The organism is Streptomyces sp. NPDC045287, from assembly GCF_056432325.1.
This window is the reverse complement of the sequence record NZ_JBWKJG010000012.1, coordinates 113348-132112: the sequence shown is the minus strand read 5'-3', so window position 1 is coordinate 132112 and position 18765 is coordinate 113348. Positions and strand designations below refer to the sequence as shown.

The 18765-nt window shown below is 77.2% G+C and carries 14 protein-coding genes; 6 read left to right on the top strand and 8 right to left on the bottom strand.

From position 1 onward, the window contains the following. The first annotated feature begins 8 nt into the window (after positions 1-8). The 5 genes from AC07D6_RS20785 to AC07D6_RS20765 are packed head-to-tail and all read left to right on the top strand — an operon-like array spanning position 9 to position 4253. The gene (locus AC07D6_RS20785) at positions 9-320 is read left to right on the top strand and encodes an urease subunit beta (RefSeq protein WP_315879435.1); all 312 of its coding nucleotides are present in this window, start codon (positions 9-11) and stop codon (positions 318-320) included. Beyond that, on the top strand, positions 313-2049 hold the full coding sequence (locus AC07D6_RS20780) for an urease subunit alpha (RefSeq protein ID WP_479046385.1): 1737 nt from the start codon (positions 313-315) through the stop codon (positions 2047-2049). Before AC07D6_RS20785 ends, AC07D6_RS20780 begins: the two co-directional genes overlap by 8 nt. Before the next feature lie 48 nt (positions 2050-2097). Beyond that, positions 2098-2760: an urease accessory protein UreF gene (locus tag AC07D6_RS20775; protein ID WP_479046383.1), complete on the top strand. Its 663-nt coding sequence runs from the start codon at positions 2098-2100 to the stop codon at positions 2758-2760. 54 nt (positions 2761-2814) lie between these two features. Continuing rightward, complete coding sequence (ureG, locus tag AC07D6_RS20770; RefSeq protein ID WP_315879438.1) at positions 2815-3510, top strand: urease accessory protein UreG; 696 nt, start codon at positions 2815-2817, stop codon at positions 3508-3510. Continuing rightward, complete coding sequence (locus AC07D6_RS20765) at positions 3507-4253, top strand: urease accessory protein UreD (RefSeq protein ID WP_479046606.1); 747 nt, start codon at positions 3507-3509, stop codon at positions 4251-4253. Before ureG ends, AC07D6_RS20765 begins: the two co-directional genes overlap by 4 nt. 77 nt (positions 4254-4330) lie before the next feature. Here AC07D6_RS20765 and AC07D6_RS20760 read toward each other — a convergent pair whose 3' ends face one another. The 3 genes from AC07D6_RS20760 to AC07D6_RS20750 all read right to left on the bottom strand — a co-directional run bounded on the left by AC07D6_RS20760 (position 4331) and on the right by AC07D6_RS20750 (position 9764). Next, positions 4331-5062, bottom strand: a complete 732-nt coding sequence (locus AC07D6_RS20760; RefSeq protein ID WP_479046380.1) for a lysophospholipid acyltransferase family protein — start codon at positions 5060-5062, stop codon at positions 4331-4333. Between the two features lie 318 nt (positions 5063-5380). After that, the gene (locus AC07D6_RS20755; protein WP_479046377.1) at positions 5381-5728 is read right to left on the bottom strand and encodes an SH3 domain-containing protein; all 348 of its coding nucleotides are present in this window, start codon (positions 5726-5728) and stop codon (positions 5381-5383) included. Positions 5729-5864: 136 nt separating this feature from the next. Further along, positions 5865-9764, bottom strand: coding sequence for an nSTAND1 domain-containing NTPase (locus AC07D6_RS20750; protein WP_479046374.1), 3900 nt, complete (start codon positions 9762-9764; stop codon positions 5865-5867). Positions 9765-9983: 219 nt separating this feature from the next. Here AC07D6_RS20750 and AC07D6_RS20745 point away from each other — a divergent pair, with 219 nt between their 5' ends. After that, complete coding sequence (locus AC07D6_RS20745; RefSeq protein ID WP_479046372.1) at positions 9984-10826, top strand: ribonuclease BN; 843 nt, start codon at positions 9984-9986, stop codon at positions 10824-10826. 88 nt (positions 10827-10914) lie between these two features. On the opposite strand, the gene AC07D6_RS20740 is transcribed toward AC07D6_RS20745, so the two are convergent. The 5 genes from AC07D6_RS20740 to AC07D6_RS20720 all read right to left on the bottom strand — a co-directional run bounded on the left by AC07D6_RS20740 (position 10915) and on the right by AC07D6_RS20720 (position 18695). Further along, positions 10915-13545, bottom strand: a complete 2631-nt coding sequence (locus tag AC07D6_RS20740) for a SpoIIE family protein phosphatase (RefSeq protein ID WP_479046369.1) — start codon at positions 13543-13545, stop codon at positions 10915-10917. 102 nt (positions 13546-13647) lie between these two features. Beyond that, a complete protein-coding gene (locus AC07D6_RS20735; protein WP_479046366.1) occupies positions 13648-14901 on the bottom strand; it encodes a lanthionine synthetase LanC family protein in 1254 nt (417 codons plus the stop codon). Positions 14902-14980: 79 nt separating this feature from the next. Further along, positions 14981-15136, bottom strand: coding sequence for a hypothetical protein (locus AC07D6_RS20730; protein ID WP_315879445.1), 156 nt, complete (start codon positions 15134-15136; stop codon positions 14981-14983). A gap of 39 nt (positions 15137-15175) precedes the next feature. Then, the gene (locus AC07D6_RS20725) at positions 15176-17737 is read right to left on the bottom strand and encodes a lantibiotic dehydratase (protein ID WP_479046364.1); all 2562 of its coding nucleotides are present in this window, start codon (positions 17735-17737) and stop codon (positions 15176-15178) included. Between the two features lies 1 nt (position 17738). Beyond that, complete coding sequence (locus tag AC07D6_RS20720; protein ID WP_479046361.1) at positions 17739-18695, bottom strand: thiopeptide-type bacteriocin biosynthesis protein; 957 nt, start codon at positions 18693-18695, stop codon at positions 17739-17741. Positions 18696-18765 lie beyond the last annotated feature (70 nt).

Sequence of the window (18765 nt, the reverse complement as noted above, 5' to 3'; positions counted from 1 at the left end):
GGGCCGCCGTGATCCCCGGAGAGATCCTGTACGCGGACGAGCCGGTCGCCGTCAACGAGGGCCGCCCCGTCACCCGCCTCACCGTGCTCAACACCGCCGACCGGCCCGTCCAGGTCGGCTCCCACTACCACTTCGCCGAGGCCAACCCCGGACTGCGCTTCGACCGGACCGCCGCGCGCGGACTGCGGCTGCACATCGCCGCCGGCACCGCCGTCCGCTTCGAACCGGGCGTCCCGGTCGAGGTGGAGCTCGTACCGCTCGCGGGAGCCAGGGTCGTACCCGGACTCCGCGGCGAGACCGGAGGCCCCCTCGATGCGTGAACCCCGCCCCCTCCTCGTCGACCGGGCCGTCTACGCGGACCTGTTCGGCCCCACCACCGGCGACCGCGTCCGGCTCGCCGACACCGACCTGCTCATCGAGATCGAGGAGGACCGCTGCGGCGGCCCCGGGCGCGCCGGCGACGAGGCCGTGTTCGGCGGCGGCAAGGTCCTCCGCGAGTCCATGGGCCAGTCCCGCGCCACCCGCGCCGAGGGCGCCCCCGACACGGTCGTCACCGGCGCCGTCGTCCTCGACCACTGGGGCGTCGTCAAGGCCGACGTCGGCATCCGCGACGGCCGCATCACCGGCATCGGCAAGGCCGGCAACCCCGACACGATGGACGGCGTCCACCCCGACCTCGTCATCGGCCCCGAGACGGAGATCATCGCCGGCAACGGCAAGATCCTCACCGCGGGCGCCGTCGACACCCACGTCCACTTCATCTCGCCGACCCTCATCGGCCAGGCCCTCGCCTCCGGCGTCACCACCCTCGTCGGCGGCGGCACCGGGCCCGCCGAGGGCACCAAGGCCACCACCGTCACCCCCGGCCCCTGGCACCTCGCTCGGATGCTGGAGGCGCTGGACGCCTTCCCCGTCAACATCGGCCTCCTCGGCAAGGGCAGCACCCTCTCCCGCGAGGCCCTCCACTCCCAGCTGCGCGGCGGCGCCCTCGGCTTCAAGATCCACGAGGACTGGGGCGCCACACCGGCCGCCATCGACGCCTGCCTCGGCGTCTGCGAGGAGACCGGCGCCCAGCTCGCCATCCACACCGACACCCTCAACGAGGCCGGGTTCGTCGGCGACACCCTCGCCGCCATCGCCGGGCGCACCATCCACGCGTACCACACCGAAGGCGCGGGCGGCGGGCACGCGCCCGACATCATCACCGTCGTCTCGGAGCCGTACGTCCTGCCCAGCTCCACCAACCCGACCCGCCCGCACACCGTCAACACCGTCGAGGAGCACCTCGACATGCTGATGGTCTGCCACCACCTCAACCCGGCCGTCCCCGAGGACCTCGCCTTCGCCGAGTCGCGCATCCGGCCCGGCACCATCGCCGCCGAGGACGTCCTCCACGACCTCGGCGCCATCTCGATCATCTCCTCCGACTCCCAGGCCATGGGCCGCATCGGCGAGGTGATCACGCGCACCTGGCAGACCGCGCACGTCATGAAGCGGCGCCGCGGCGCCCTCCCCGGCGACGGCAGGGCCGACAACCGCCGGGCGCGCCGCTACGTCGCCAAGTACACGATCAACCCGGCCGTCGCCCAGGGCATCGACCACGAGACCGGCTCCGTCGAGACCGGCAAGCTCGCCGACCTCGTCCTGTGGGACCCGGTGTTCTTCGGCGTCAAACCGCAGCTCGTGCTCAAGGGCGGCCAGATCGCGTACGCGCAGATGGGCGACGCCAACGCCTCCATCCCCACCCCGCAGCCGGTCCTGCCCCGCCCCATGTTCGGCGCGCACGGCCGGGCGCCCGCCGCGAACTCCGTCAACTTCGTCGCCGGCGCGGCGATCGAGGACGGCCTGCCGGACCGCCTCGGCCTCGGCAAGCGGTTCGCCGCCATCCGCGGCACCCGTGGCGTCACCAAGGCCGACATGCGGGAGAACGACGCCCTGCCCAGGGTCGAGGTCGACCCCGACACCTTCACCGTCACCATCGACGGCGACCCGGTCGAACCGGCGCCCGCGCCCGAACTGCCGATGGCACAGCGCTACTTCCTCTTCTGACCCCTCCCGCACCCGCCCGCACACGAACAGGGACACGGACGCACCACGATGAGCCGATCCGCACTCCTCGTCCTCGCCGACGGGCGCTTCCCCGCCGGCGGGCACGCCCACTCCGGGGGCGCCGAAGCCGCCGTCAGGGCCGGCCGGATCGAGGACGCCGCCGGACTGGAGCGGTTCTGCCGGGGCCGGCTGCACACCGCCGGCCTCACCGCCGCCGCCCTCGCCGCCGCGGCCGCCCTCGGGCACGACCCCGCCGCCCTGGACGCCGCCGCCGACGCCCGCACCCCCTCGCCCGCCCTGCGGGCCGCCGCGCGCCGCCTCGGCCGGCAGCTGATGCGCGCCGCCCGCGCGACCTGGCCCGCGCCCGAACTGGACGCGCTGGCCCGGGCGTTCCCGCGCGGCGCCCACCAGCCCGTCGTCCTCGGCACCGCCGCCCGCGCCGCCGGGCTCGGCCCCGAGGACGCCGCGCACTGCGCCGCGTACGAGGCGGTCAGCGGGCCCGCCACCGCGGCCGTACGGCTGCTGAGCCTCGACCCGTTCCGGGCCACCGCCGTCCTGGCCCGGCTCGCCCCCGACATGGACGACGTGGCCACCCGCGCCACGGCCGCCGCGGCCGGCGGCATCGACGCGCTGCCGGCCGCGTCCGCGCCGCTGCTGGACATCACGGCGGAGCAGCACGCGGCCTGGCCGGTGCGCCTCTTCGCCTCCTGACCCGGCACCCCCGCCCCTCCCCCTTCCCTCCTCCTCCCTTCCTGGAGCCGCGCCATGCACCTGGGCCACCCCCACGACCACGCCGCCGCCCCGGCCGTCAGCGCCGACGCCACCCGCCCCGACGGCAGCCGCCGCGCCCTGCGCATCGGCCTCGGCGGGCCCGTCGGCTCCGGCAAGACCGCCACCGTCGCGGCCCTCTGCCGGGCCCTGCGCGACCGGCTGTCCCTCGCGGTCGTCACCAACGACATCTACACGCGCGAGGACGCCGAGTTCCTGCTGCGCAACGCCGTCCTGCCGCCCGAACGGATCGCCGCCGTGGAGACGGGCGCCTGCCCGCACACCGCGATCCGCGACGACATCTCCGCCAACCTGGAGGCCGTCGAGGACCTGGAGGACGCGGTCGGGCCGCTCGACCTGATCCTCGTCGAGTCCGGCGGCGACAACCTCACCGCGACCTTCTCCAAGGGCCTCGTCGACGCCCAGGTCTTCGTCATCGACGTGGCGGGCGGCGACGACATCCCCCGCAAGGGCGGCCCCGGCGTCACCACCGCCGACCTGCTCGTCGTCAACAAGACCGACCTCGCCCCGTACGTCGGCTCCGACCTGGACCGGATGGCCCGCGACGCCCGGGCGCAGCGCGGCGACCTGCCCGTCGTCTTCACCTCCCTGACCGGCGAGGACGGCGTCGCGCCCGTCGCCGACTGGGTACGGGAGCGGCTCGCCGCGTGGACGTCGGCCCAAGCCGCGTGAGCGTCCGCGCCACCGCCCGGATCGTGGCCGCGCCGGGCGGCGCCCTGCCCGTCCTGGAGAGCAGTGGCCCGCTCGCGGTGCGCCGCACCCGCGCCCGGTGGCCGCACACCGCCCGGGTCACCGTCGTCGGCGCCATGAGCGCCCCGCTCGGCGGCGACCGGCTCGCCCTGGAGGCGGTGGTGCGGGACGGGGCGCGGCTCACCGTCGACGCGGCCGCCGCGACGGTGTCCCTGCCGGGGCGCACCGGTGAGGCCGCGCACTACGACGTACGGCTCACCGTGGGCGAGGACGCCGAACTGGTCTGGCTGCCGGAGCAGCTGATCGCCGCCCACCGGTCGGACCTGCGCATGCGCACGACCGTGGACCTCGCCGCGACCGCCCGCCTGGTCCTGCGCGAGGAGCAGGTCCTGGGCCGCACCGGCGAACCGTCCGGCACCCTCGCCGCCCGCCTCACCGTCCACCGCGCCGGCCGCCCCCTCCTGGACCAGGAGCTCGCCTGCGGCCCGGGCGCCCCCGACGGCTGGGACGGCCCCGCGGTCCTGGCCGGGCACCGGGCCGTCGGCCAGCTCCTCGTCGTCCGGCCCGAGTTCGCGCAGAAGCCGCCGGAGGCCCGGCTGCTGGGCGAGACCGCCGTCCTCACCCCGCTGGCGGGCCCCGCCGCCCTGGTGACGGCCGTCGCGCCGGACGCGCTGCGGCTGCGCCGCGTCCTGGACGAGGCGGTGGACGACCTCACCGGGCCGTAGGGCACGGTGCCGCTCGTCCGCGGTGGCGCTCAGCCGCCGTGTCGCTCGTCCGCCGTGCCGCTCGTCCGCGGTGGCGCTCAGCCGCCGCGTCGCCGGGACGGGACGCGCCGCGGGCCGGGCGCCGCGCTCCCGGCCGGGGCCGCCGCCTTCACCGAGGCCGCGTACTCGTCCACGTACTCCTGCCCCGACAGGGCGAGGATGCGGTACATGATCTCGTCCGTCACGGCGCGGACCACGGCCTTCTCGTTCTCCATGCCGGCGAAGCGGGAGAAGTCCAGCGGTTCGCCGAACCGGATCGTGACCCGCCTGATCCTCGGCACGACCTTCCCGGGCGGCTGGATCTCGAACGTGCCGACCATCGCGCACGGCACCACCGGCACGCCGGCCTTCAGCGCCATCACCGCGACGCCCACCTTGCCCTTGTACAGCCGCCCGTCGTGCGAGCGCGTGCCCTCCGGGTAGATGCCGAGCAACTCGCCCCGCGACAGCACCCGCACCCCCTCCCGGACGGCCGCCTGCCCGGCCTCCCTGCCGGAGCGGTCCACCGGGATCTGCCCCGCGCTGCGGAAGAACGCGGCGGTCAGCCGCCCCTTGAGGCCCGGCCCCGTGAAGTACTCCTGCTTGGCCAGGAACGTGATGCGCCGCTTCAGCACGGCCGGCATCAGGAAGTGGTCGGAGAACGACAGGTGGTTGCCCGCCACGATGGCCGCACCCGTCTCCGGGACGTGCTCCAGCCCCTCGATCCTCGGGCGGAACAACAGCCGCAGCAGCGGGCCGAGGAGCACGTACTTGAGCAGGTAATAGAACACGGGCTGGCTCCTCACGCTGCCGGACCGGCCTCTGGGACGCGCCCCGCCGGACCGGGCGGCACACGGAGGAGGCCCGGGGCATGTGCGGTCGCCACCACCTGTGATCACCTCTGATCGTACGCGGGCCGATCCGATGCCGGCCATGTCCGAAGAAGGATCGGGTCATGGGGACGCATACCCCGTGCCGGGCTTTCGTCCCAGCGGGCCGGCACCCACCCGGAGGGGCCCGGCCCCGCTCCGCGGTGGCGCCGCCCCCGGCCGCACGCGGCCGGGCCGCCGTCCGGAGGGACGGCGGCCCGGCGTCGTGGAGCGGAGGCGTCAGCAGCGGCCGACACTGGTCTGGTTGGCGACGAGCGAGGAGTGGACGTAGCCCTGACCCCGGTAGCTGTTCACCTTGAACCAGCGGTTGGAGGCGTAGTTGGAGTTCGGGGGGTAGACCCACTGGCTGTCCACCCAGCACAGCATGGACACGCCGGTGCCGTTGGACAGGTAGCCGAGCGACCCGCAGTCGGTGCTCGCGCAGGAGCGGAGGTTGGCGCCGCCGCTGTTGGAGGAGATGTAGCTGCCGGCCGCCTCGGCCGTCCCGGCACCCGCGAAGAGGCCCGTGAGGGCCACGGCCGCCGCGGTGGCCAGACCGGCCCGGGTCCGGAGGGTGGATACGCGCATGACGTCGTCCCTTCTGGAGATCGCGCCCCGGTGGCGCTCCACCAGGAAGCCAGCCGGCGCCCGCTGCCGGGAAGCGCTCAGCCGCAGGTCGGACAGGCCCGTACGGACGGCCGTACAACTCCGTACGGGCCCCGCCTCACCGACAGGGCGGGGCGTAGGCCGTGCCGGGCACCAGCCTCGACCACTCGGCGGGGGTGATCGCGGAACCGGCGCGGGAGCAGATCCCCTCCTCGGCGGAGGACTCCCGCGTGCTCCACAGCACCACGTCCGCGCCCGAGCCGCCGGCGGCGAGCGTGCGGCCGTCCGGGCTGTGGGCGAGGGCGTAGGCCTTGCCGCCGAGCGCGGTCAGGACGGCGTGCAGGCGCGGGCGCCGGACGTCCGCGGTGTCCCACAGCCACACCGTGCCGTCCGTGCTGGCCGCCGCGAGGCGCTGGCCGTCGGGCGCGAACGACAGCGCGTAGACGTAGCTGCCCGGCCCGGTCAGCGCCGGCCCCGTACGGGACGGGGCACCGTCGTCGCCGACGTCCCACATCCACACGTCGCGGTCCGCCGTCCCGGCGGCCAGGGTGCGGCCGTCCGGGCTGAACGCGACGGACATGACGTAGCTGCCGGGCCCGCGCAGGGTCGCCCGCAGCACCGGGCGGCGCCCGTCGACGCGCCAGACGTGCACCGCCTTGTCCACCGTTCCCGCGGCCAGCCACCGGCCGTCGCGGCTGAAGGCGACGGAGGAGACGTAGTTGGTCGGCTCGGTGAGTTCGGCCCACAGGGCGGCGCGGGCGGGGCGGGACGTGTCGAAGATCCGCACCGTGCGGCCCTCGCTGCCGACCGCGAGCCGCCCGCCCGTGCGGTCGAAGGCGACGGACTGGACGGTTCCGGTGCCGCCGGGCAGGGCCGCGCCGCCGTACGGGACGGGGCGGGCGGGCCGGGAGACGTCCCACAGGCGCACCCGGCCCTCGCGCTCCCCCACGGCGAGGGTCCGCCCGTCCGGGGTGAAGGCGAGCGCGCCGGAGTAGCCGGTGGCGCTGGGCAGGGCGGGGCCGACCGCGCGGGGCGCGCGCGGATCGGAGACGTCCCACAGGTGGGCGTCGCGGCCGGCGGTCACGAGGAGCCGCGAGTCGGGGCCGAACGCCACGGCGTTGGCCGTCCCCTGGAAGCCGCGCAGCTTCCGCGGCGGCATCTGCCACAGCCGTACGGTCCCGTCGGCCGCCCCCGTGACCAGGCCCCGGCCACCGGGCAGGAAGGCGAGGGTGGTGACCGGGGTGGGGTGCGGCAGGACGGCGGCGGGGAGCCGGGAGGGGGTGTCGTAGACCCGGACCTGGTTGTCCGCGCTGCCGGTGGCCAGCCACTGTCCGTCCGGGCTGTACCCGACGGCGTTCACGTAGCTGGCCGGCCCCTCCGGCACGGCGGGCGCGCCGCCCAGGACGGCCGGCCGGGCCGGTGCCCGCCGGGGGTGCGGGGCCGGCCACACGCGGGTGGAGCGGTCGAGGCTGCCGGCGGCCAGCGACCGGCCGTCGGGGGTGAAGGCGACGCTCAGCACCGTGCCCGTCGCGCCGGTCAGCGGGTGCGCGTACGGCAGGGGCGTGCCGGAGCCCGACGTGTCCCACAGCCGTACGGTCCCGTCGGCGCCGCCCGCGGCGAGGGCCCTGCCGTCCCGGCGGAAGGCGACCGTGTGCACGGGGGCCGGGCCGTCGAGGCGCACCGGCGCGGCCCCGCCCCCGGCGGGGCCGCGGGATCCCCCGGCGGGCCACAGGTGGACGCCTCCGTCGGCGGAACCGGCCGCGATCCGGCGCCCGTCGGGGCTGAAGGCCAGCCCGTACACGGCGGACTTCGGCCCGCGCAGGACGACCGGCGCCGCCTTCCCCGCCCCGGCGGCCGGGACCGGCTCCCACACCTGTACGGTGCCGTCCCCCGACCCCGCGGCGATCCGCCGCCCGTCGGGGCTGAAGGCGAGCGCGTACACGGTGTCCGCGAAGCGGGGCGCGCCGGAGGCGAGCGCCCTCGGCCTGCGGGGGTCCCGCACGTCCCACAGGGCGACCCGCCGGTCCAGCCCCCCGGCGGCCAGGAGGCGCCCGTCGGGGCTCAGGGCCACGGACTGGACGACGCCGCGGAACCCCAGGAGGCGGGCCGAGGGGGTCTGCGCCGAGGCGTCCATCAGCGCGGCCCGCGCCTCGGCGGTCGGTGCCGTCCGGTACGCCACCACGCTCAGCTGGGCGGCGAGCGCGCTGTCGGTGCCGCGTAATCGCTCGGCGTTCGCGGCGACCAGCCGGGACACCGCGACGGCCTGCTGGTCCTCCGCGTCCCGGCGCTGCTGCACGGCCACCCCGCTCAGCAGGGCCGCCAGCACCACCAGCGCCGACAGCACCGCGAGGAGCTGCCGCCGGTGGCGGGTGCGGCGGCGCTCCTTCTCCCGCCGCCCCTCCTCCGCCCGCCCGCTCTCGGCGAGGAAGGCGGCCTCACGGGGGGTCAGTTCGGGCGCCCGGCCGCTGCGCTCGGCCCAGGACAGGGCGATGGCGAGCCGCGCGCCGCGGTAGAGCAGGGACGGCTCGCGGTCCAGGGCGTGCCAGCGCTCGGCGTCCCGGGTCAGCTCCTGCCACACCAGGTGGCCGGCCCGGTCGGCGTCGATCCAGCGCCGCAGGCGGGGCCAGGCCGTCAGCAGGGCCTCGTGGGCGATCTGCGCGCCGTCGTCGTCGACGGTGACCAGCCGCCGGTCGACGAAGCGCTCCAGCACGTCGTACGCCTGCGCCGCCCGGGGATCGGCGGTGACGCCCTCCTGCGGACGGGGCAGCGCGAGCAGGCGCCGGGTGTCCGCGGTGTCCTCGCCGACCCTGACCATCCGCAGGAACAGGGTGCGGGCCATCGACTGCTGGGCGTCGGTGAGCCCGGCGAAGGCCTCCTCGGCGCTGTCGGAGATCGCGGCCGACAGCCCGCCGCCCGCGCGGTAGTCGGCCACGGTCAGCGCCGTGCCCTGGCCGCGCTCCCAGGTCGTGAGCAGGGCGTGCGACAACAGGGGCAGGGCCCCCGCCTCGTGTGCCGCGGTGCCGTCGCCGGAGGCGCGCAGGTCGGCCAGCAGGACGTCGACGAAGCCGTCGTCGACGGCGAGCCCGGCCTTGGCCGCGGGCCCGGTGACGACCGCGCGCAGCTCCTCCTCGGACAGCGGCCCGACGACCGTCTGGTCGTTCTGGAGGGCCGCCGCGAGCAGCGGGTGGGCGAGGGCGTGGCCGTAGAAGTCGGCCCGCAGGCAGCCGACGACGCGGACCCGCGGTCCGGCCAGGGCGTCGAGGGCGGTGAGGAACCGTTCGCGTTCGCCCGGGTCGCCGCAGACGGTGAACACCTCCTCGAACTGGTCGACGGCGACGACCACGCGCGCGTCGTTCGCCTCGGCCCAGGCGTGCAGCCGCGCGGCGAGCGCGAGCGGTTCGCGGTCGCCCCCCGGCGGGGCGGGCACGCCGGTGGCGGCGCGGACGGCGGCGGCCAGCGCCGCGGGCGGGGCGCTCCCGGGGGAGAGGACCACGGGGGTGAAGGCGTGGCCCGTGCGCAGCGCCGGGAGGACACCGGCCCGCAGGAGGGACGACTTGCCCGAGCCGGACGCCCCGACGAGCAGGTGCGGACCGGTCGCCGGGCCCCCGGCGAGCCGGTCCACGACCGGGTCGCGCAGCCGGTCCCGGCCGAAGAACCACTCGGTGTGCGCCTCGTCGAAGCCGGCGAGGCCCCGGTAGGGGACGACGCCGCGCGCGGTGCGGGGCGAGCGGGCGCGCCGCACCCGGCGCAGCCGCTCGTGCCAGTCGTCGACGTCCCGGGGGTCGTCCACCCCGCAGACCCGCAGGACGGCGGTGAACAGCGGGAGCGAACTGATGGAGGGCAGGCTCTGCCCGGCGAACCAGCCGCCGACGGTCGTGTGCGCGCCCGGCATCTCCACGAGCGCGGCGACCCTGCGGACCGTCAGCCCTGCTTTCTCCCGCAGCCGTGTCAGCTCGGCGGCGAACTCCTCGCGCGGTGTCGGGGGCGTCGGCGGCACCCCGGTCGAAGGATCTCTCATCCGGTCTCCAGGTGGGCGTACGGACGTGACGGGTGAGGGGGGTGACACCACCTTCCTCCCCGTACGCCGCGCCCGGTCCTGAATTCACCCTTCCGGAAGGTCCGGCGGGGCCGGGGCGGGCCGTCCGGGGCGGCGGCGACCCGGGCGCGGGAGGTGCCGATCGGGTGCTGACCGGCGGGCCGGCGGGCCGGAGCACCCCCGCCGGGGTATGCGGGACGTATGGGGTGGTTCCACCGGATGCACGGCTCGTTCCGCGGCTCGGCCGCCGGGCGCGGCTGGCGGCGCGGCAAGAACCTGGAGCTGATGCACCGGGCGACGGGCTTCGCCGCGCTCGGGCTGCTGACCCTCGTCCCCCTGCTCATCGTGGTCGCGGCCGCCGACCCCGCCGACGGCCAGGGCTTCGCCCAGTGGCTCGCGGAGGGCCTCGGCGTGTCCGAGGCGTCGCGGGACGAGGTGGAGCGCCTGTTCGCGCCGCCCAGTTCGGCCCTGGAGTCCACCACCGGGTTCGGTCTCGCCGCGCTCGCCGGGTTCGGGCTCACCTTCGGCGGGGTCGTGCAGACCGGGTACGAGAAGGTCTGGGAGCTGCCCCCGGCCCGCTGGCACACGATGTGGCGGCACCTCGTCTGGCTCGCCGGCCTCATCGGGTACCTCCTGCTGTCGTCGTACGTCGCCGCCCGCCCCGACGACGCGGGCGACCTGGCGTGGCGGGTCGCCGCGGCTGCGGCCAGCGCCTGGGTGTTCTTCTGGTGGTCGCAGCGGCTGCTCCTCGGCGGACGGGTGCCGTGGGGCGCCCTCCTGCCGGGCGCGGTGTCCACGGTGATCGGCCTGGCCGGGCTGTGGGTCTTCTCGCACCTGGTGTTCTCGCCGCTGATCGCGTCCAACGCGGTGGCATACGGGCCGGTCGGCACGGTCCTCGTCATCCAGTCCTGGCTGGTCGGCGTGGGGGTCGTCGTCTTCGGCGGCGCGCTCGTCGGGCGGGTGCTGTACGAGGAGCGGTGGCTGCTCGGCCGGGCCGCGCGGCGGGCGGTGCGGCGCGTCGCGCGGCGGCCCCCCGCGAAGTGACCGCCCGGCACCGGCTCCCGGCGGGGACGCCCCCGCCGGGAGCGTCCCGCCGACGGGGCGCCGACGGGGCGCCGGAGCGGCGGAGGGGTCAGGACGGCGGCCCCGGGCGCACCGCGAGGATCGCGATGTCGTCGTCGCTGTCGGCGCCCAGACCGATCAGCAGTTCGTCGCAGAACACGTCGAGCGGCTCGCGCGCCAGCGCGGCGGCGTGCCGGCCCAGCCGCTCCATGGCGCGGTCCAGCGACTCGTCGCGGCGCTCGATGAGCCCGTCCGTGTACAGCAGCACCGTCGCGCCCGCCGGGACCGCGTCCGTCGCGCGCGGGCGGGGCAGGTCGGGGTCCAGGCCGAGCAGCACGCCCGAACCGTCCTCCAGGAACCGGGTGTGGCCGTCCGCCGTCGTGAGCAGCGGCGGCAGGTGCCCGGCGGAGGAGTGCACCAGATCCCACGGCCCTTCCTCCGCCCCCTTGAGCAGGCCGTAGATGCAGGTGGCGGTGGCCTCCCGGTACAGGCTGTGGTTCGCCATGTCGAGGCGGCGCAGGACCGTCTCGGGCGGCTCCTGGCGGTCGACGGCGATGCCGCGCAGCATGCTCCGCAGCTGGCTCATGGCGATCGCCGCGTCCAGGTTGTGCCCCGTCACGTCGCCGATGACGAGCGCGGTGTCGCCGCTCGGCAGGACGAAGCTGTCGTACCAGTCGCCGCCGACCTGCGCGGTGGTGGACGAGGCGGCGTAGCGCGCCGCCAGCCCCAGGTACCCCACCTCCGGCAGGACGGGCAGCAGCGAGCGCTGCAGGCGCTCGGCGATGTTCCGGGTCTCCTGGTACAGGCGCGCGTTGTCCACGCCCAGGGCGAGCGCGCGCACCAGGTCGTCGACGAGCGGCAGGTCCTCCTCCGTGAACGGCCTCGCCCGGTCCGTACGGGCCACGGTGAGCGCGCCGATGATCTCCTGCCGGGCCCGCAGCGGGGCGACGACGGCGCTGTTGGCCCGGAGCCGGCCGAACAGCTCCCGGTAGTGGGCGTCCAGCGGGCTCGGGGGCTGGGCGGGCCGCGGGGGGTCGGTGAGCAGCAGCGGGCCCGCGCCGCTCAGCGCCCGGGCCAGCGGCCCCCGCGAGGTTTCGGACAGCGGCGGCAGCGTGCCCTCCAACTCCTCCAGGGGCAGCCCGTCGGGGTCGCGGTGGACCACGCGGACCCGCTCCACCCGCGCGTCCTCGGTGAACAGGTCCACCGCGCACCAGTCGGCCAGCCGCTCGGTCAGGATCCGGCCGGCCCGCAGCAGGCCCTCGTCCAGGTCCGTGGCGTTGCTCAGCGCGGCCCCGGTATCCGCCAGCAGCGTCAGCCGCTCCAGCGCCGGCATGACCGCTTCGGCGCGCGGCCCGGCGGTGCGTTCGGGGAGGGCCGCGGGGGGCGGCGCGACCTGCTCCTGCGCCACCGCGGGCCGCCTGCCGGGGCGGCGCGCGGAGGGGTCCGGCGCGGCGGCGCGGGGGGAGAGCTGGGCGACGAACACCGTACGGCCGTCCGCCGTCTCCTGGCTCTGGAGGAACAGGCGCACCGGTACGAGCCGTCCGTCGCGGTGCAGCGCGGGGAGCGGCACCGACCGGCCCAGGATGCGCGGCTCGCCGCTGAGCAGCAGCGACGTGAAGGCCGCGATGTGGCGTTTGCGCAGGTGCTCCGGGATGAGCGTGGTCAGCGGCAGGCCGATGAGGTCGTCGGCGTGCCAGCCCACGAGGTCCGCCACCGGGCCGTTCACCGCGATGATCCGGTTCTGCTCGTCGGCGGCGATCGTCGGGACCCTGCCGGCCTGGACGTGGTCGGCGTCCCACGGCACCAGCTCCGCCGGGCCGGAACCCGGTTCGCGCGGCACCACCGTCCACGCGGTGGGGTGCGCGCCGGCGAGCTGACCGGTGATCTGGTCGAACAGCCACGTGTGGAAGGCCCGGCTGCGCGGCAGCGCCGGCAGGGTGAGCAGCCGCTCGCCCCGCGCCGCCTCCTCCGCCACGTCGAGCACGTGGCGCAGGGTCTCCACCGCCGGCCCGGCGTCGGGCGGCAGGCCCAGCGACAGGGAGCGCATCTCGGCTTCGGCGGGTTCCCCGCGCAGCGCGAGCGTGACGCACGCGCTGATCACGTCGCTGACGTCGTGGGCGGCGGCGAGGTCCTCCGGCGGCACCCCGAGGTCCTCCCCGGCGGCGGCGGCGAGCGCCAGCTCCCGCAGCAGGACGTGCCGGTGCTGCTGCGCCGCCGCGTACAGCGCGCCGGGTACGTCGACGAGCGTCACCGTCGCCGCGGACCCCGGGGGCGGCGCGGGCGGCTCCCACGGGGAGGGCCGCGGCGCCCCGCCGGGCCGCAGTTCGAACCACACCGTCTTGGTGTCCCCGCCCGTCTCGACCCCGCGCCGGGAGGCCAGCAGGTCGACGAGTGCCAGCCCCTGTCCCGTGGCGGCGTACGGGGGGCAGTCCCGCGGCACCGGCACCCGCGACGGCAGACGGTCCCCGACCCGTACGCGGACGGCGCCGTCGACGGCCCCGACCGACACCTCGATCTCGGTGCGGGCGTGCAGCACCGCGTTGGTGACCAGCTCGCTGACCAGGAGTTCGGCGGTGTCCACGAGGTCCGGCGCGGTGTCGCCCAGGACGGCCCGCACGAACCGCCGGGCCCGCGCCGCGCTCCTCGGCTCCGGGGGGAAGGACCGCTGTGCCGGTGGCTCCGGGGCATTGAGGTCGCCCATGACCTCAGTCTGCACCAGCGGGCCCGGCCGCGCGGCCCGCCCGTGCCGCTCCCGGGGCAGACGGGTGAGCACGCGGCCCACCCGGCGAAACGCGCGCGGCGGCTAGCGGAGCCCCAGGCAGGGAAGCCACGCCCGGGACGCGCCGTGCGCGGCCGTGAGCAGGGCGGCCAGCGCCCCCGGCGCGCCCGTCAGCAGCTCCGCCGACCAGCCGGACGGCGCCGCCAGTGCCTTCGGCAGCCGCTCCTGGAGCAGCGCGGCGAGCCGTTCCCGCAGCCGGGCCGCGCCCGCGTGCCCGGCGTGCCGGGCGAACGCGTCGGCCACCGCCAGCACGCCCGCCGCGCCGTGACACAGCCCCAGCACGTCGGCGGGGCCGTCGCCGCCCAGGTGGAACCCCTCGTCGTACCGGTCGGCCAGCCGTGTGAACACGTCCGCCGCCCGGCTCGCCGCACCGGCGTCGCCCAGCGCGTCCGCCGCGTCCCACAGCGCCCACGCCACACCGGGCGCGCCGTAGCACCACGCCTGCCGGGCCACCGCGCCGCGCGGCGGCGCTTCCCCGTCGAGCCCGGCGCCCGGCCAGGCCGGCAGCCCCCGTTCGTCCTCGTACGCCTGCGCCTCCAGCCACGCCGCGGCCCGGCGCAGCGCGTCGCCGGCCGCGGGACCCGTGTGCCGTACGGCGGCGGTGAGCGCGGCGGCGACCCCGGCCGCGCCGTGGGCCATGCCGGTGTTGACGCGGCCCTGGAGCCATGCCAGGTGCGGATGCCCCTCGTACCCGTCGGTGCGCAGCCGCCACAGGTCCTCGCTGTCGCACAGGCCGGCGAGCCGGGCCCGGTACGGGAGGAGGTGGTCCGGTTCCGGGCTCGTGCCGGCGCAGTGCGCGAGGAGGACCCCGGCGGGGCCGAGCACCAGGTCGTAGTCGGTCAGCCGTACCCCCTGGCGGCGGCCGCCGCCCGTCACGGCGGCGGCGACCAGGCGGTCGCGGAGCCGGTCGGCGACGGGGTGGAGGCGCGGGTGGAGGGTGGCGCCGAGGCGCAGGCCGACGAGCGTGCCGGCCAGCCCGCCGTCGTACAGCCCGGGGTGGCCGGGGCCCCGGCCGGCGCTCCGCGTCCAGGCGGCGACGGCGTCGGCGGCCGCGCGCCCCGCCTCCGGGGGGCCGCCGAGGCTCGCCACGGTGTGGGCGAGGACGGGGACACCGGGGTCGGAGGGGAGCCGTGCGGCGCCGGGGCCGTCCGGCTCGGCGGCCCGGGAGGCCAGGTAGCCGACGGCGAGGTCGACCAGGCCGAGCGGATCGCCCGGGTCGAGGCGGACGCGGGGGGCCGGGGCGCCGGAGGGGGGGAGGGGGTCGGGCCGGTGCTGCACGCTGCTCCTCGGATCGCGTGTCCTCGGGTGCGGCGGAACCGCCCGGCGGACCGGGCGGCTCCTGTTGTACGGACGACTGCTAGAGGCAGGCGGCCGATCCACAGATGATGATCGTGCAGAGGACGCTGCAGCCCTCTGACGTGGCCTGCGCCTCGGGCAGGTCTGTCTCGGTGATGCGCTCATCGAGGTCGTCGATGAGGCTGTCCAGGTCGGACAGTTCCAGGGTTTCTGGCACGATATCCACCTTTCGTGTCGTTGCTTCTTCTCTGTCTCCTCATGAGGTGTTGACCGCCCCAGCAGTCCGCCGCCCCGGAGGGACGGTCGGGCCGGGGACGCCTGAGGGCGCCTCGTCGGGCAGCAGCGCGGCCGCGGCCTGCGCGGCGAGCTGCTCCGGACGGGCGCGGTGGGGGAGGCGCAGCAGGACCTGGGCGGCGACCGGCGCCCCGCCGTGCAGCGGGTCGCGCAAGGTCAGTCCGTCCGGGCCGGGCAGCATTTCGTCGACGAGCAGCTCGCCGCCCGCCTGCTGGGCGCAGAGCCGCTCGACCAGCGGGACGGCGGTCACGGAGTCCAGGTCGGCGGGGACGGGCTTCGCCCCGGGGACGGTGCGCAGGAAGACGTGGCGGGGGAGGCCCGCGGAGCCCCGCAGCAGCGCCAGCGCGCGCACCTTCGCCAGGGCCGTGTCGCGCGGGTCCCACAGCCGGGCGCGGTCCAGCCGCCAGGTCGCCGGGGCCACCACGAGCGCGCCTCCCGCCACCGTCAGCCGCGGCAGCCGGGCGTGCCCGGGCAGCACCTCCTCCAGGCCGTCCAGCCGCACCATCCGCCGGGTGGCCGGGAGGCCCGCCATGAGCAGCAGCCGCAGCAGCTGGTCGTACGGCGGCGCGGGGCTGCGCGTGGCGTGGTGGACCGGCACGATCCGTCGCCCGTCCGCCTCGGCGACGAGCTGCCCGTCCCGCTGCCGCACCGTGATCCGGTCCAGCGGCAGGTAGCGCGCCTCGCCGCCGACCGGGCCGTAGTACGGGGTCGGGTCCGGGTCGCCCGTCCACCACGAGGTGACGACCGGGCGCCGTACGGCGTTGGCGGCCCGCTCCGCGAGCGGCGGCACCAGCAGCTCCACGAACCGCACGCCCGTGCGCCGCTCCAGGTCCGCGAGGAACGCCCGGTACGTGTCGGCGGCCCCGTACCCGCCGTCCAGCGCCCGCATCCCGTCCGCGAACCGGGCGTCCAGCACCCCCGCCGGGGACGCCGTCTCCAGGACGGCGACCGGGGTCCCGGGCCCGCCGGCCAGGGGCCGCAGCAGGCAGTCGAACGGCCAGGGCGGCAGGGCCTCGTCGGCGGGCGGCGCGCCGAGCGCGTCCAGCAGCGCGTCGTCCAGGTCGACCTGCTCCTCGCCGGCGCGGGCCGCCAGGTGGTCGAGGAGCGCGGCGTACCCGGGGTCCTCGCCCGGCGCACCGGCCGCGGGCCAGCCCGTGTACCTGCGGCGCAGGACGGGGGCGGCGCCCTCGTCGGGGACGAGCCGGTCGGCGAGGACCTCGCTGACGGGCCGGGGTTCCGTCCCGATCGGCCAGGACACGGGCGCGTACCACTCCATCCCGGCCTCGCGCAGCGCGGCGACCCGCGCGGCGACCCGCACCCCGTCCCGTACCCGGTCGGCGGCCCGCGCGTTCACGACCGCGTCCGCCCGCCGGTACACGTCCACGAACCACGATCCGGCGTCCGCCGCGGACGGGAGCGGCAGCGCCCCGCCCGGCGGCGACCACGCCCCGTACCGCTGTCGGGGGGCCGCGCACACCTGGAGCACCCCCGAACCGGCCAGGTGCTGGAGGAACCCGCGCAGCACCGCCGGGTCGGCGGGCCGCGCGCCCGACACGGAGGCGAGCAGCGCCTCCTCCAGGTCCCCGAGCGCCACCGGTCCGTCCGCGAGCAGGGCCAGGACGCGGCCCAGGGCCCCGGTGCGCCGCAGGACGACGTGGCGCAGCCGCCCCGGCGCGTGCGGTTCCACCACCCAGCAGCGCAGCACCGCCGAACCGTCGGCCGGATCGCCCTCCGTGAAGTGCAGCGGCGCGGGCGCGAGCAGCGTCGACGGCGGGGCACCCAGCAGGTCGGCGGGCCCGTTCCCGGCTCGTACGACGTGGACGTTCTCCCCTTCCCCGAGGGCCACGCCGCCGAGGGCGCCGCCTCCCGCGACCAGCGTCCGGGCACCGCTCGCCCCGCCGACCGGGATCACGGCGACGTGGCCCGCCCAGCCCCGGGGCGTGGTCTTCGCGGCCATCCGGCCCACCACGCGCCACAGGTACGCGGTCCGCTTGCGCAGCTGCTTGCCCTGCCAGGACGCGCCCTCGGCCAGCCGGCGCCCCACGTCCTCGACGACGCCGGGCGCCGTCTCGGCCAGGAACGTCCGCAGCACGGGGTTGTCGCGGGCCGTCTCCCAGGCGCGGGCCGCCACCCGTGCCTGCTCGGCCGCGACCGCCTCCTCCAGCCGCCGCGCCTCCTCCCGCGCACGCCGTGCGTCCGCGAGCAGCGCCCGCGCCTCCGCGGCGATGGCCGGTACGGCCTCCAGCAGCCGGCAGTCGTCCGGGCCGGGCGCCTCCCCGGAGTGCAGGCGCCGCCGCAGCGCCAGTACGGCGCCCCGCTCGGCGGCGGACAGCCGCGCGTCCGGCACCACGTCGGCGCCCACCCGTTCGGCCAGCGCCCGCGCCCGGGCGGCCTGTCGCTCGACGACGCCGGCGTGCCGGGCCACCCGGTCGAACAGCGCGGGGTCACCCGCCTCCGCCCACGCGGCGCACGGCATGCCCGCGACGCGCAGCAGCGCGAGGGCGCCGATCGTGTCGGCCGTCATGTCAGGCCCTCCCGTCGTCGGCGAGCGCCTCGGTGAGGAGCCCCTGCCGGGCCACCGAGAAACGCCCCCGGTTCCAGTGGAAGACCGCCCAGAACGCGGCGGCCCTGCGCGGCCCGATCCGGGCCTCACCGGACTCGAAGTAGTCGGTCCGCCACTGCTCGGCCGTGGCGCGCAACGCGTCCCGGTGCGCGGTCACCCGCTCGCGCCACGCCGTCGGCAGTGCCTCCAGGCGGACTTTGTCCGACTCCTCCCAGTATGCCCGGATACCGGCCGCGGCGCGCTCCCGGTCCGCTCCGCGCACCCCGCCCGCCAGCCGGCGGCCGGTCCCCTCCCGCACCTCCTGCCACACCCCGCGGTGTTCCCAGCCGACGATCCCCAGCCCGTCCAGGACCGCGCGCAGCAGGATCAGCGACACCCGCCAGTCCGCCGGCGGGCGCGTTCCGGTGTGGTGGTCGAGCCACGCCCAGGTGTCCGCGGTGTGGAGCCGGTGCACGGACTCCATCGACCGGGCCCCGCCGAACAGGTACGTCTCCGGCTCGTACACGACCGGCACCGGTGCCGGCCAGCCGTCCCGCTCCCGGCCGAGCAGTTGTACGAGCTCCTCGCGCAGCGCGGCGGCGCCGGCCGGCTCGGGCGCGTGGAAGCGGACGCGCAGCCCCGGCGGCTTGTGGAGGAAGAAGAAGTCGTCGGCCGCCCCCGACCCGGTCAGCTCACGGGCCGTGTCGGCGAGCCGCCGGTACAGGGCGGGCCAGGCGTGCGGCCCCTCGACGGCGACGTTGACCTGCGTCCAGCCGCTGTCCGGCCGCCGCTCGTCGCACAGGGCACGCAGCCCGGCGGCGAGGAAGGTGCGGCGGGCCGCCGCGTAGGCGTCGCCGTCGGGCAGCAGGGGCAGGGCGTCCGGTGGGTCGGTGCGCGCGTCGCGAAGGCAGTCCGCGAGCAGACGCTCGACCTGCAGCATGCGGCCTCCTCGTGGGACGGTCCGGCGAACGGCTCCGTCGGTGTGAGCGGTCCGTCAACGTTGTGTCCAC